This window comes from Immundisolibacter sp. (assembly GCF_041601295.1).
GTDB lineage: Bacteria > Pseudomonadota > Gammaproteobacteria > Immundisolibacterales > Immundisolibacteraceae > Immundisolibacter.
This window is the reverse complement of the sequence record NZ_JBFIII010000001.1, coordinates 36,871-49,818: the sequence shown is the minus strand read 5'-3', so window position 1 is coordinate 49,818 and position 12,948 is coordinate 36,871. Positions and strand designations below refer to the sequence as shown.

The 12,948-nt window shown below is 64.9% G+C and carries 10 protein-coding genes; 8 read left to right on the top strand and 2 right to left on the bottom strand.

The features are described 5' to 3' along the window. Window positions 1-41: 41 nt before the first annotated feature. Window positions 42-1,031 (top strand): YbhN family protein, encoded by a 990-nt coding sequence (locus ABZF37_RS00230; RefSeq protein WP_372715483.1) that lies wholly within the window; start codon window positions 42-44, stop codon window positions 1,029-1,031. Window positions 1,032-1,147: 116 nt separating this feature from the next. On the opposite strand, the gene ABZF37_RS00225 is transcribed toward ABZF37_RS00230, so the two are convergent. Further along, window positions 1,148-2,113 (bottom strand): dihydrodipicolinate synthase family protein, encoded by a 966-nt coding sequence (locus ABZF37_RS00225; protein WP_372715481.1) that lies wholly within the window; start codon window positions 2,111-2,113, stop codon window positions 1,148-1,150. 35 nt (window positions 2,114-2,148) lie between these two features. Then, window positions 2,149-3,111, bottom strand: a complete 963-nt coding sequence (locus tag ABZF37_RS00220; protein ID WP_372715479.1) for a dihydrodipicolinate synthase family protein — start codon at window positions 3,109-3,111, stop codon at window positions 2,149-2,151. A gap of 240 nt (window positions 3,112-3,351) precedes the next feature. Between ABZF37_RS00220 and ABZF37_RS00215 the strand changes: the two genes are divergently transcribed. From ABZF37_RS00215 to ABZF37_RS00185, 7 genes are all read left to right on the top strand, one after another. Beyond that, window positions 3,352-4,068 carry an SDR family NAD(P)-dependent oxidoreductase gene (locus ABZF37_RS00215; protein WP_372715477.1) on the top strand — a complete coding sequence of 239 codons (717 nt, stop codon included), beginning with the start codon at window positions 3,352-3,354 and terminating at the stop codon, window positions 4,066-4,068. A 60-nt stretch (window positions 4,069-4,128) separates the two neighbouring features. Then, on the top strand, window positions 4,129-4,704 hold the full coding sequence (locus ABZF37_RS00210; protein WP_372715475.1) for a YajG family lipoprotein: 576 nt from the start codon (window positions 4,129-4,131) through the stop codon (window positions 4,702-4,704). Window positions 4,705-4,764: 60 nt separating this feature from the next. Continuing rightward, the gene (locus tag ABZF37_RS00205; RefSeq protein ID WP_372715473.1) at window positions 4,765-5,946 is read left to right on the top strand and encodes an acyl-CoA dehydrogenase family protein; all 1,182 of its coding nucleotides are present in this window, start codon (window positions 4,765-4,767) and stop codon (window positions 5,944-5,946) included. A 117-nt stretch (window positions 5,947-6,063) separates the two neighbouring features. Then, window positions 6,064-7,209 (top strand): alkane 1-monooxygenase, encoded by a 1,146-nt coding sequence (locus ABZF37_RS00200; protein WP_372715471.1) that lies wholly within the window; start codon window positions 6,064-6,066, stop codon window positions 7,207-7,209. Between the two features lie 122 nt (window positions 7,210-7,331). Then, on the top strand, window positions 7,332-9,071 hold the full coding sequence (locus tag ABZF37_RS00195) for a SulP family inorganic anion transporter (RefSeq protein ID WP_372715469.1): 1,740 nt from the start codon (window positions 7,332-7,334) through the stop codon (window positions 9,069-9,071). Window positions 9,072-9,083: 12 nt separating this feature from the next. Next, entirely contained in the window at window positions 9,084-10,064 is a 981-nt protein-coding gene (locus ABZF37_RS00190; protein WP_372715467.1) for a 2-hydroxyacid dehydrogenase, read from the top strand. Between the two features lie 133 nt (window positions 10,065-10,197). Beyond that, window positions 10,198-12,897 carry a cation-translocating P-type ATPase gene (locus ABZF37_RS00185; RefSeq protein WP_372715465.1) on the top strand — a complete coding sequence of 900 codons (2,700 nt, stop codon included), beginning with the start codon at window positions 10,198-10,200 and terminating at the stop codon, window positions 12,895-12,897. The last annotated feature ends 51 nt before the right edge of the window (window positions 12,898-12,948 follow it).

Below are 12,948 nucleotides of genomic sequence, written 5' to 3'. Positions count from 1 at the left end.
GCGCTCGCATTAATGCAACACAGCTCACTGTGGCAACCGGCATGAGGCGCGCGCTGTTAATCGCCATCTTCGCGCTTGTCCTCAGTGCCGTCATTCCGCTGTTCATTGGCGGTACCGCCCTGTTCCCGCAACTCGCAGCACTGCCGCTGCACGTGTGGGTGCTTGCGCTTGGCAGCGTGGCGGTCGGCTGGAACTTCAACGCACTGCGCCTGCGGCTTGTGCTCGGTGGACTTGGGCGAAGCCTGGGCTATCCGCGGGCGGTCGCCACCGTACTGGCAATCGAATTCTCTACCAACGCTACTCCGGCCGGCAGCGGCGGCTTGCTGGCCTACGTCTACCTACTGACCCGGCGTGGCGTAACAAGCAGCCAGGCGGCCGCCATGTACGCCCTGGATCAGGTACTTGACCTGAGTTTTTTCCTGGCCGCATTGCTCGTGCTGTCGCCACTGGTGCTACTCGGCCCGAACGAAATGCACCTGGGTTGGCAGCTTGGCACCCTGCTCAGCTTGCTGCTGGGTGGCGCAATGCTGCTGTGGTTGACCGCGCGCGATTACCGGCGGGTACTGCTGCTCGCGGGGCATGCGCTGCGGCATCTGCGCATTTCGGTCGCCCGTCGGCGCCAGCTGGCGCGCTGGATCCTGCGTTTTCGCACCGGCGTCAGCCTGTTGCTGGGCCTTGCCCGCTGGCGCCTGGGGCTGATGTACCTACTTTGCATGGGTCACTGGCTGCTGCGCTACAGCGTACTGTACTGGGTACTGCGCGGCCTGGGTCAGCCCATGCAGTGGTCCTACCTGTTTCTGACCCAGATGGTCAGTTTTGGCGCGGGCCAGGTCACCCTGCTGCCAGGCGGCACCGGAGGGGTGGAACTGGGTTTCAGCGGGCTGCTGGCGCCGTGGCTGCCGGTTACCACGCTGGCCGCAGCACTGGTCGCCTGGCGCTTTGCCACCTACTACTGGAATCTGCTCGCCGGGAGCCTACCTTTCGCGCTGCTTGTTGGCCGTCACCTGTGGCAGACGCCGCCCAGCAGCTGACCTGGGTAACCGATCGGGACGTCGTCAACCGACCTCACAGCCGCGCAAAAAAAACCGGCGCCCGCTAGGCAGGCGCCGGGTTTTACTACCGGTTTTCAGTAATCGATCAGCCGTTCTCAGACCACGCCCAACTCGCGCAGCTTGCCGCGAATCTGCTGCTTGAACGGCTCTGGCGCCTCGCGCACCGGAGGCATGATGCGCCCGGCATGCAGCCCCAGTTCCTCGAACCACACCTTGATGCCGGCCAGCGCCGAGGCATACGTTGCCGTCTGCACCACCGTCCACAGGAACACGTCGGCATAGAACTCGCGGACTGGGTTCAGCTTGTCGGACACCACGCGCGCTTCTTCCCACTTGCCTTGTGCGGCCAGTGCGCGGTACTGCTTGACCAGCGGACGCAGCTTGCCGTACAGGATGTATGAGAGCTCACCCCAAACCACCTGACCGCCCAGGCGCAGGTCTTCCAGGAACACCGACTCCAGCGGATCGGACACGATGAAATCCTTGCGCAGGTCGTGACGCAGCTTGAGCGTCTCGGCACGGATCAGGTGGCCCTGCTTGACGGCCACGACTGTGTCCAGATCCGCCAGACGGCGCATCAGGTCAAAGCCCAGCACCTTGCCGGACACCGGCGTGCGGTACAGGCACACGGCCAGATCGGTACGGTCCGTCAGGTACTTGAACCAGTCGAAGATTTCATCATCGGTGCGCAGCTGCACCACCGGATTGATGACCTCGGCGCCCTCGAAACCGAGCTTCTCGACGTACTGCATCTTCTCGAGCGCCTGATGCACCGACGGGTCCAGAATGATGGTCCATAGTGGAATCTTGCCGCGGGCGGCCTCGGCCACCACCTGGTGGTACTTGAGCCACTCGCTGAGTGTGACGTTCCAGCACTCGGCGATGAATCCGCCGACCACCAGACCCTCTATGCCCATGTCGATGAACTGATCGATGTTCTCACGCAGCTTCGGATAATCGAACTGGAAATCGTCGCCGACCGGGCTGACCGGGCACATATAAAAGCCCTTGACCTTTTCGGTGGCCCAGGCCTTGGCGTCCTTACGACTGTAATCTGGCATGACAGTGTTCCTCTCGGGTTAATTGCGGGCTTATCTCAGACCAGGCCCAACTCTTTGACCTTGGCGCGAATGTACTCGGCGCGCTCGTCCGACACCGCCTTGACTGGCGGAATCATGCCGCCAGCCTTGAAACCGAGGGCGTCGAACCAGACCTTGACACCGGCAACGGCGCCAGCGTAGGTCGCCGTGCGAACAATTTCCCACAGCAGGAGTTCACCCAGGAACTCGCGCACCGGGTCCAGCTGCATGGAGACCGTACGGGCCTCTTCCCACTTACCCTGCGCCGCCAGCGCGCGGTATTGGTCGATGATAGTGCGCTTCTTGCCATAGGCCAGGTAGGAGATCTCGCCCCAGCAGATTTGCCCACCGACGCGCAGGTCGTCCAGAAACACCGCCTCGGTCGGGTCCGACACGATAAAGTCCTTGCGCAGGTCGTGGCGCAGCTTGAGCGTCTCGGCCCGACTCAGGCTGCCCTGCTTGACCGCAACAACAGTGTCCAGATCCGCCAGACGGCGCATCAGATCAAAGCCCAGCACCTTGCCGGACACCGGCGTGCGGTACAGGCAAATGGCCAGGTTGCTGCGGTCGGTCAGGTACTTGAACCAGTCGAAGATCTCGTCATCAGTGCGCAGCTGCACCACCGGATTGATGACCTCGGCGCCCTCGAATCCGAGCTTCTCGACATGCTGCATCTTCTCCAGCGCCTGATGCACCGACGGGTCCAGGATGATGGTCCACAGCGGCAGGCGGCCCTTGGCGGCGTCGGCCACCACTTCGTGGTAGCGGTACCAGTCGGACAGGGTCAGGCTCCAGCACTCGGAGATGAAACCGCCAATCACCAGGCCATCAATGCCGGCCTCAATGAATTTCTCGACGTTGAAGCGCAGCGCCTCCTCATCCATCTTGCCGTCTTTGACGGGACTGATCGGGCACTGGTAAAAACCGGTCAGTTTCTTCAAGGCCCAGGTCTTGGCATCTTTGCGATCGAATTCGAGCATGGCACGCTCCTTATGTGCGGGGTTGGCTGACGGAGAAAACAGACTGACTGGCCGGTCGGTAAATGGGCTAATACGCCACGACCACACCGCAAGCCGATTGTTTGCGAGCCGCAGATGATTTCAGACTCAGCCGGGTAAATCAATCGACACCCCGCAACCGCGGGACGGACTGGGCATACCATGTCCGCTGACCGCCTGTCCCCACTTAAACCATCAACACCTATCCGCAGGAGGCAAGACATGAGTACATGGCCCACTGCCCTGATCGTCGGCGCCGGCCCCGGCCTGGGTCTGGCGCTCGCCCGCCGCTTCGGGCGCGAGGGATTTGCGATCGCGCTGGTTGCGCGCCGCGAGGCCATGCTGGCGGAACTCTCGGCGCAGCTGTCGGTGCTCGGTCCGCGTCTTAAAACCTATGCCGCTGATACCACAGACCCAGCAGCGGTAAGCGCGGTCTGCGCCGCCACCCTGCGCGATCTTGGGGAGCCATCGGCGCTGATCTATAACGCCGGTAGCTACCAACCCGGCGGCATTGCCGATATCACGCCCGAACAGTTTGAAGCCGCCTGGAAAACCGGTTGCATGGGGGCCTTCCTGTTCGCCAGGGAACTGCTGCCGGCGATGGCCGCCGCCGGTCGCGGCAGCGTGCTGCTGACCGGCGCCACCGCCGCCTTACGTGGCGGCAAAGGCTTTGCCACACTGGCCATCCCCAAGTTCGGTCTGCGTGCGTTGGGGCAGTCCATGGCGCGCGAGTACGGGCCGCAAGGCGTCCATGTAGCGCATGTGGTCATCGACGGCCAGATCGACACGCCGCGCCTGCGCGAGCGCGAGCCGGATCGCGCAACCCATACCCTGCTGGCCACCGACGCGATCGCCGAGAGCTACTGGCAACTGCACTGCCAGGACGCCACGGCCTGGACGCAGGAGCTCGACCTGCGCCCGGCGGTGGAAAGCTTCTAGTTCCGCATCGCGCCGAAGGGCACAATAGGTCATCCCCCCGCTGCCCAGCACCCTACCCAAATGCGCGCGCTTCGACTGACCCTGCTCCACGTCCTTGCCCTGCTTGCAGCCTGTAGTACGGCGCCGCAGCGGCTGGATATCAAGCCCACGATCGACGTAAACGGCCGCAACGTTGGCCAGAACACGCCTGTCTCGGTGACAGTGATCGATCGCCGGCAGCTTACCGAAGCCCAGCGCAGCGGTGGCGTGACCGGTGTCGACCCGGCCACGAACGTGGTCGACGTGGTTTACCAGGAGGCAACCCGTGCGCTGGAGCGCTTGGGCCTTGCCGTCGAGCCATCCGCCGGGCCGCTGAGCAACACGCTGACTCTGGAGCTGCTGCAGATCAATTACGATCTGTCGAGCGCGGTGATCAAAAAAACCGTGTTTGTAGATGCCGACATCCGCGCCACCGCGGCCGGCGGCGGTAATACCTTCGCGACCACTTACCGCGCGCATCAGGAACAGGAAGTGGCCTTTCATCCGGCTCCGGCCCTCAGTCAGCGCCTGGTCAATCAAACACTGTCGAACGCACTCAGTCGTGCCTTCGCCGACCCGCAATTGATGGGTGTGCTGACTCAACGCAACACCCCTTGAAGGGTCCGACCCACTGGCTTTAAGCATTTTTCACTCTGTATATAAGGATAGGGAAACCCGATGACCACCATCCCGACTCTTGACGACCTGCTGGCCAAAGCCCATGCCGTGGGGGAACTGGCCGCTGAACACGCGCCAACCACGGAGCGCGAGCGCCGCCTGGCCGCCCCGGCAGCGCAGGCGCTGCTCGAATCCGGACTGATCAAGATCCTGCAACCAGCCCGGTTTGGCGGCTACGAGCTCGGCTTCAGAGAATTGGTCCGCGTTGGCCAGGCCATCGCTCATCACGACGTGTCCGCCGCCTGGGTGCTGTGCATCCTGGGCATTCACCACTGGTGGGGGGCGTTTGTGAGCCCGGAACTTCAGGACGAACTGTGGGCTGACGATCCGGAAACCTGCTTCGTCGACTCATTCGCGCCCAATGGCAAGGCGGCGCCGGAGTCCGGGGGCATGCGCCTGTCCGGAAAATGGGGCTTCCTGTCGGGCCTGCCGTGGGCGGACTGGGCCGCGGTGGGCGCCATCGCGCCGAGCGCGCCAGGTGCGGAGCCCGAGTACCTGATGCTGTTTGTCCCCAAATCCGATTTCAAAGTGGTGGACGACTGGCATACCGTTGGTTTACGCGGCTCGGCCTCGGCCAGCGTGCAGGTGGATGATGTATTCGTGCCGACCCACCGGGTGTTTCGCATGGGTCACGCCATGGCCACCGGCGACATCCCGGGCCACGCCGTCAATCCGGGCCCGCTGTACCGGGTATCGTTGGTCGGCGGTCTGGGCCTGGCGCTGGTGCCGCCGAGCCTGGGCGGCGCACAGGCCCTGCTGCGACGGTTTCAGGAACGCGCCGCGGCCCGGGTACCACTATTCTCGGCTCAGCGTCAGGCAGAACTGGTGCTGTCGCAATCCACGCTGGCGGAAATGGCGGTGGAACTCGACATGGCCGAAGGCCTTATGTACCGCTACGCGGATGAGGTCACCGAGCGCGGCGCCAGTGGGGAGGCGTTTGACACCACCGACCGCACGCGCCTGTACGCATGGCGAGCGATGATCGCCCGCCGCGCCCGCGAGGCCAATTTCAGGCTGACCGAACTGGCCGGGGCCAGCGCCATCTTCGAGAACGAGCCTTTGCAGCGCTACTGGCGCGACGTACACGCCATGGGCCAGCACGTCGCCCTGAACTACGAATCAGCCGTCCGCAACTACGGACGCAGCCTGCTCGGACTGACTCCCGACGCGGTGCTGTATTGAGAATTGACCCGCGACCGCACTCTCGAACGTTTGTACAGGAAACCAAAGCCGGTGTTATAACGCGGCGATGCCTGGCCAGACCGGCGCAAGTGCGTATATCCACCAGGGAGAGAACACATGGAAGGTATCTTGAAGGTCGGCAGGATGCCGCTCAGCGTGGTGGCACGCGTCACTATCTGGCCGCTGATCGGCCTGCTGACACTGCCGGTGATCGGTTGGGCGCTGGGCGGTGGTATCTGGCACTGGCTGACGCTGATGGTATTCGTGGCGGTGTCACTGATCGACCCGTTCGTCGGGCCCGACAACATCAACCACCGCGAACAGGACGAGGCCGCGCTCGAAACCAGTCTCTACTACCGGGCCATGCTGTGGCTGCTTATGCCGGTGCAATGGGGCGTGGCGGTGTTCTGCTATTGGCTGTTCACGCAAGGTGATCTGAGCACGGCCGAGCAGGCCGGCGTGCTCCTGTCGTCGGCCATCGCGGTCGGCTTTGGCGCCACCGCGGCGCACGAGCTGGCCCACCATGGCCAGCGCTTCGACCGCTGGATGGGCATCCTGCTGTTCACGCCGATCAACATGTGCGACTTCGCGATCTACCATAACTACGGCCACCACAATCGGGTGGCCACCCCGGAAGATCCCGGCTCGGCCAAATACGGCGACAAGATCGGCGCCTTCGTCCTGCGCAGCATCGTGTTCAAGACCCTGATGGGCTGGGAGATCGAAGCCACCCGCCTGAACCGTCTGGGCAAATCGCCCTGGTCCCTGCACAACGGCATGCTGTGGATGACGGTGCTGCCACTGATCTGGCTGGCGGCAATGGTGGCGCTGTTCGGTTGGCTGGCGGTGCCAATGTTCCTGGCCCAGTTCGTGTTCGCCCGCGGCCTGCTGGCCGTGGCCGATTACCTGGAGCACTACGGCCTGGGGCGGCGGCGCTTGCCCGACGGCAGCTGGGAAACCATCCGCGCGACGCACGCCTGGGACGACAGTTTCCTGGTCAGCAGCCTGTTCTTCTGCCAGATCGACCGCCATTCCGACCACCATGCCAACGTCGGGCGGCCATACCAGATCCTGCGCGTGATGCACGAGGCGCCGCGCCTGCCCTACGGCTACCTGACCATGATCTGGGTAGCCATGATTCCGCCCCTGTGGCGCAGGATGATGCACCCGCGCGTGGAAGCGTTCTGGGACACTGGCGCCGCCGTGCCCCATGCCCGTCCAGAGAACCTGCCGGCACGCTACCGGGCCGACGCGGTGTTCTGACCGCACTGCGGTGCACCGCCCGGAACCCTATCCTGCGGCCGGCGCCGGATAGGACCTTAACAGGGGCCAGGGTCGATAATGACACGATGGCCACCGGTCCGGTGGCGATGCCGGTACCCATGATGCCTTCCCTGACGACGTTTTTTCCGCTACTGCGCTGGCTGCGTACCTACCGCCGCGCCGATGGCGCGGCGGACCTGCTGGCCGGTGCAATCACCGCCGTGCTACTCGTGCCCCAGGCCATGGCCTACGCCGTGGTTGCCGGCCTGCCGCCGGAAGTGGGCCTTTACGCGAGCGTGCTCCCGGCGCTGGCATACGCGCTGTTCGGCACCAGCGCCTATGTTGGAGTGGGTCCCGTGGCGGTGAACGCCCTCATGGTGACCAGCGCACTCGCCATGGCGGGCCACGGTGACCCGGACCTGCGGATAGCGAATGCGCAGGCACTGGCCGCCATCTCGGCGCTAACCCTGCTGGCTCTTGGCGTACTGCGGGGCGGTGCATTCATGACTTTCCTCAGTCGGCCGGTTCTGGATGGCTTTACCAGCGGCGCCGCTCTGATGATTGTGCTGACCCAGCTACCGACACTACTGGGCATCGCGAACCATAGCGGGCCTGTGCTACACGAAGTGCTACTGGCCGTTTGGCACGCCCCGGCAAGCGTCAACTGGACAACCGTGGCGGTCGGACTGACCTGTCTCAGCCTGCTTTTCCTGGGTAAGCGACCTCTTGGCACCCTGCTCGGGCACCTGCGCCTGTCGACCTTACAGGCGACACTGCTCGGCCGGTTAACGCCACTGGTGGTGCTGGCAGCGGCCACACTCGCGTTCTCGGCGGGCGGGCTTTCCACCTATGGCGTCGCGGCTGTTGGCGAAATCCCGACCGGCCTGCCAATGCCCTCGCTCGGCTTCGTAAGTAAAGCAAACTGGATCGACCTGCTGGCACCGGGCATGCTGATTGCGCTGATCACCTATGTCAGCAGCGTGTCCATTGCCCAGGGCATGGCCAGCCGCCGCCGCGAGCACATCGACACTGACCAGGAGTTACTCGCGCTGAGCGCGGCGAATGCAGCGGCGGCGTTTGGAGGGGCACTACCGGTCGCCGCCAGCTTTAGCCGCTCGGCGCTGAATTTTTCTACCGGAGCCCGCACACCCCTGGCCGGCGTGGTCAGCGCCCTGCTGGTTGCCTCGACCGCGCTGTGGTTGACCGGGCTGTTCCACGACCTGCCCAAGGCGGCACTCGCCGCGCTGATCGTGTCCGCGGTAGCGCCGCTGATCGACCTGGCGGGTTTCCGGCGCACGCTTGCCTACAGCCGCAGCGACGGCCTGACCTTCGCTACCACCTTCGTGGCGGTCTTGCTCATGGGCGTGGAACGTGGCCTGCTGCTCGGCGCGCTGCTGGCCTTGGCTACCTACGTCTGGCGCAGCGGTCGGCCGCACATGGCGGTGCTCGGTCGCCTGCCGGGGAGCGAACACTTCCGAAACGTCAACCGTTACGCAGTCGAAAGCTGGCCGCACCTGCTGCTGCTGCGGATAGACGAGAGCCTGTATTTCGCCAACGTCAGCCGGGTGGAGCAGTACATCCTCGAGGCGCTGGCAGCGCGCCCTGAGGTGACCGACCTGGTATTGGTAGGCAGCAGCATCAACCACATCGACAGCAGCGGTCTGGCCATGCTCGAAAACCTGGTCCCGGCGTTGGTCGAAGCGGGTGTACAAACGCATCTTGCGGAGTTCAAGGGCACCGTGCTCGACCGGCTGCAACGTGGCCGCTTGTTAAAGTTGCTGGCGCCTGGGCAGGTATTCCTGAGTACCCAGAAGGCCGTCTCCGCGCTGGCGGAGTCGGCGCCAGAACCGGTCTCAATCTAGGAGTTTTCTGACATGACGCCAGCGACTGTGATGGTAACGATGGGCGACGAGATCCGGCCACTGGTCGAGACCTCCCTGGGTGAGCTTGCGCGGATTCAATTCCTGGGCGACGTGCCAGCCGGCCAGCGGCAGGCGGCCCTGGTCGCAGCCGATGTCCTGTTCTGTCTGCGTCCGCAATTGGAAATCGACGCCGACTGGCCAGTGCAGCCCGCCTGGAAGTTCGTTCAATTTATGAGCGCTGGCGTGGATCATATTGATTTATCTAAATTTCCCGAATCGACTCAACTCGCGTGTAATGCCGGCGGATTCTCCGAGCCGATGGCGGAGCACATCCTCGCGATGGCGCTCGCCCTGTCCAAGAAACTGCTCTATAACCACCCTCGCATGCAGCAGGGCGTGTTCGATCAGCTGAGCGACACCGGCACGCTGCGTGGCAAGGTGGCCGCCATCATCGGTTTCGGCGGCATCGGTCAGGCCACGGCTGACTTGCTGGGCCTGCTGGGCATGCGTATCCACGCGGTCAACCGTAGCGGGCGCAGCGACTATCCGGCCGAGTTCGTGGGTACGCTCGACCAGCTAGAAACGGTGCTGGGAGCGGCCGATGTGGTGGTGGTCTGCCTGCCGTTGACGCCCGGCACGAAAGACCTGATCGGCGCCCGCGAGCTGGGTTGGCTCAAGCCCGATGCCATGCTTATTAACGTGGCACGGGGCGAGATCATCGACCAAAAGGCGCTGTATGACTTTCTGGTGGCGAATCCGCAGGCCAGCGCCGGTATCGACGCCTGGTGGATAGAGCCGTTCCGGCACGGCGAGTTCCGCATGGATTACCCGTTTCTGGACCTGCCGAACGTGCTCGGCTCGCCGCACAACTCGCCCCGCGCTCCTGGCGGCGGCGGGGTGTCGGCCAAACGCGCCTGCGACAATATCGCGCGCTATCTGCGCGGCGAACAGCCCCACGGCCTGCTGGACCCGGCGGCAAGCAACATGACCTGAGCGCACCGGCGCAACCGGCCCCGTTGACTGACCACCACGCTACCAGTATCGGAGGGGCACCACCCGGGGATGTCGTGGCCATCAGGCCGATGATCCGGGCAACCGCCGAGCTACCAGGAAACGCGAAAGACTCATGGACCCAGAACAACCATCGGCACCGTCGTGGCATGCTCAATCGGTGCCAGAGGCACTGCTCACCCTGTCCGTGGATGCCGGCAGCGGCCTGAGTGGCCCGGAAGCGGCGCGGCGTCTGGACCGCTACGGCCCCAACAGCCTGCCGGCAGCCAAGCGACGCGGGCCCTGGCTGCGCTTTGTTCTACAGTTCCACAATCCCCTGCTCTACGTGCTGCTGGGGGCCGGTGCCATCACCTACGCGCTCGAAGACTACGTGGACGCGGGCGTTATTCTTGGGGTGGTGCTCGTCAATGCTCTGATCGGCTTCATCCAGGAAGGCCGGGCGCAAAGAGCACTCGAAGCCGTACACGCCATGCTCGCCAGCCACGCCACAGTGCTGCGGGAGGGCGAGCGGCACCGGATCGACGCCGCCCTACTGGTGCCCGGCGACATCGTATTGCTGGAGTCCGGCGCCCGCGTGCCGGCGGACCTGCGCCTGCTGCGGGTGAAGAACCTGCGAGTCAACGAGGCGGCTCTCACCGGCGAGTCGGTACCGGTGGACAAGCGAGTTGAAGCGGTCGCCGCCGACGCGCCCATTGGCGACCGCTTCGGCATGGCCTACTGCGGCACGGTAGTGAGCTTCGGCCAGGCCCACGGCCTGGTGGTCAGCACTGGCCGGACCACCGAGATCGGACGCATCGGCACCCTGGTTGGCGAAGTCCAGGCGCTGGCAACCCCGCTTACCCGTCGGCTCGATCAGTTCGCGCGCCGCATCACGGCTGCCATCCTCGGACTGGGGCTGGCCACGTTCCTGTATGGGTATTTCGCGCGCCAGATGCCGGGCCTGGATATCTTCCTGGCGGTGGTAGGGCTAGCGGTGGCCGCCATCCCCGAGGGCCTGCCGGCCGTCGTGACCATCGTGCTGGCCATCGGCACCCGCGCCCTGGCCCGCAATCACGCCATCATCAGGCGTCTGCCGGCGGTCGAGAGCCTTGGCTCGGTCACCGTGATCTGCTCCGACAAGACCGGCACCCTGACCCGCAACGAGATGACCGCCGTGCGCATCATGCTGCCGACCCACAGCCTGGAGGTGAGCGGCGCCGGCTATGTACCTGAAGGCGGTTTCCACCGCGGCGGCGTGGTCATCGACCCCATGCAGGACGTGGCCCTGCAAGCTCTGGCTCACTGCGCACTTCTGTGCAACGACGCCCAACTCAAGCCCGATCCGCAGACCGGCTGGCAACTGGTGGGCGACCCGACGGAGGGCGCCCTGATGACGCTGGCCCGCAAAGCCGGGCTGGATCCTGTGGCGGCAATCACCGCTACGCCCCGTGTGGACGAGATTCCATTCGAGTCCGAACACTGCTTCATGGCCACGCTGCACCACGACCACGCGGGGCACGCCTTCGCGCTGCTCAAGGGCGCACCGGAACGCGTACTCGACCAGTGCCTGGAGGATGCGAGCGGCCAATCCCTTGATCGCGGCGCCTGGGAAACGCGGATGCACGACGCCGCTGGCGTGGGCCAGCGCGTCCTGGCACTGGCGTATTGCCACATGCCTGCTGGCACAACGGCGCTGGCCATGGCCGACATCACCCGTCGTTTCACCCTGCTCGGTCTGGTCGGCCTGATCGATCCGCCGCGCGAGGAAGCCATCGCGGCGGTCGCCGACTGCCAGCGCGCCGGACTGCGCGTCAAGATGATCACCGGCGACCACGCGGCCACGGCGGCGGCCATTGGCCGCCAGCTCGGCCTGAACGCGGAGGCCGCGCTTACCGGCGCGACGGTGGCAACCTTGGACGATGACGCACTGCGGCGCTGCGTGATGGAGACCGACGTGTTCGCCCGCGCCAGCCCCGAACACAAGCTGCGCCTGGTGACCGCTTTGCAGGCGCAGGGCGAGCTGGTTGCCATGACCGGCGATGGCGTCAACGATGCTCCCGCCCTGAAGGCCGCCGACATCGGTGTGGCCATGGGACGCAAGGGTACTGACGCCGCTCGCGAAGCCGCCGACCTGGTGCTCACCGACGATAACTTCGCCACCATCGCGCGCGCCGTGCGCGAAGGCCGCGTGGTGTTCGACAACATCAAGAAATCGCTGCTGTTCATGCTGCCCACCAACGGCGGCGAGGCGGGCGTTATCCTGCTGGCGGTTTTCGCCGGCCTGGCACTGCCGGTCACCGCTGGCCAGATTCTGTGGGTCAATACGGTGACCGCGGTAACCCTGGCGCTGGCGCTGGCCTTCGAGCCGGCCGAACCGGCAGTGATGTGCCGGCCACCGCGTCGACCGGCCGAGCCTCTGATCACGCGTGTGCTGGGCGCACGCATCGCCTACGTCAGTGGGCTGATGATCGCCGTGACCTTCGCCGTGTTCGAATGGGAACTGTGGCGCGGCAGCAGCCTTCAGGTGGCCCGCACGACTGCGGTAAACATGCTCGTCTTTGGCGAACTGGTCTACCTGTTCAACGTGCGCCGCTTCACCGCCTCGGCCTTCACCCGGGACATCCTCACCGCCAACCCCGTGGCGCTGTGGATGAGCGTGCTGCTGATCGCGTTCCAGCTCCTGTTCACTTATGCGCCCCCGATGCAGGAGCTGTTCCACACGGCGCCTCTGGACGCCGCCTCCTGGCTGGCCATCCTGGTTCTGGGGCTGGGCAAGTTCCTGGCCGTGGAAGCCGAAAAGACGGTGCTGCGGCGGTTGAATGTGCGCAGCATGTGAGCGAGTTCGCCAGTCAGCCATATGGCCCTGGCGGCAGTGCCGCTCACATTC

Excerpts from the sequence above, each read along its gene's own strand:
- ABZF37_RS00230 (WP_372715483.1), top strand. The coding sequence starts at position 42 with ATGAGGCGCGCGCTGTTAATCGCCATCTTCGCGCTTGTCCTCAGTGCC.
- ABZF37_RS00225 (WP_372715481.1), bottom strand. The coding sequence starts at position 2,113 with ATGCCAGATTACAGTCGTAAGGACGCCAAGGCCTGGGCCACCGAAAAG.
- ABZF37_RS00220 (WP_372715479.1), bottom strand. The coding sequence starts at position 3,111 with ATGCTCGAATTCGATCGCAAAGATGCCAAGACCTGGGCCTTGAAGAAA.
- ABZF37_RS00215 (WP_372715477.1), top strand. The coding sequence starts at position 3,352 with ATGAGTACATGGCCCACTGCCCTGATCGTCGGCGCCGGCCCCGGCCTG.
- ABZF37_RS00210 (WP_372715475.1), top strand. The coding sequence starts at position 4,129 with ATGCGCGCGCTTCGACTGACCCTGCTCCACGTCCTTGCCCTGCTTGCA.
- ABZF37_RS00205 (WP_372715473.1), top strand. The coding sequence starts at position 4,765 with ATGACCACCATCCCGACTCTTGACGACCTGCTGGCCAAAGCCCATGCC.
- ABZF37_RS00200 (WP_372715471.1), top strand. The coding sequence starts at position 6,064 with ATGGAAGGTATCTTGAAGGTCGGCAGGATGCCGCTCAGCGTGGTGGCA.
- ABZF37_RS00195 (WP_372715469.1), top strand. The coding sequence starts at position 7,332 with ATGCCTTCCCTGACGACGTTTTTTCCGCTACTGCGCTGGCTGCGTACC.
- ABZF37_RS00190 (WP_372715467.1), top strand. The coding sequence starts at position 9,084 with ATGACGCCAGCGACTGTGATGGTAACGATGGGCGACGAGATCCGGCCA.
- ABZF37_RS00185 (WP_372715465.1), top strand. The coding sequence starts at position 10,198 with ATGGACCCAGAACAACCATCGGCACCGTCGTGGCATGCTCAATCGGTG.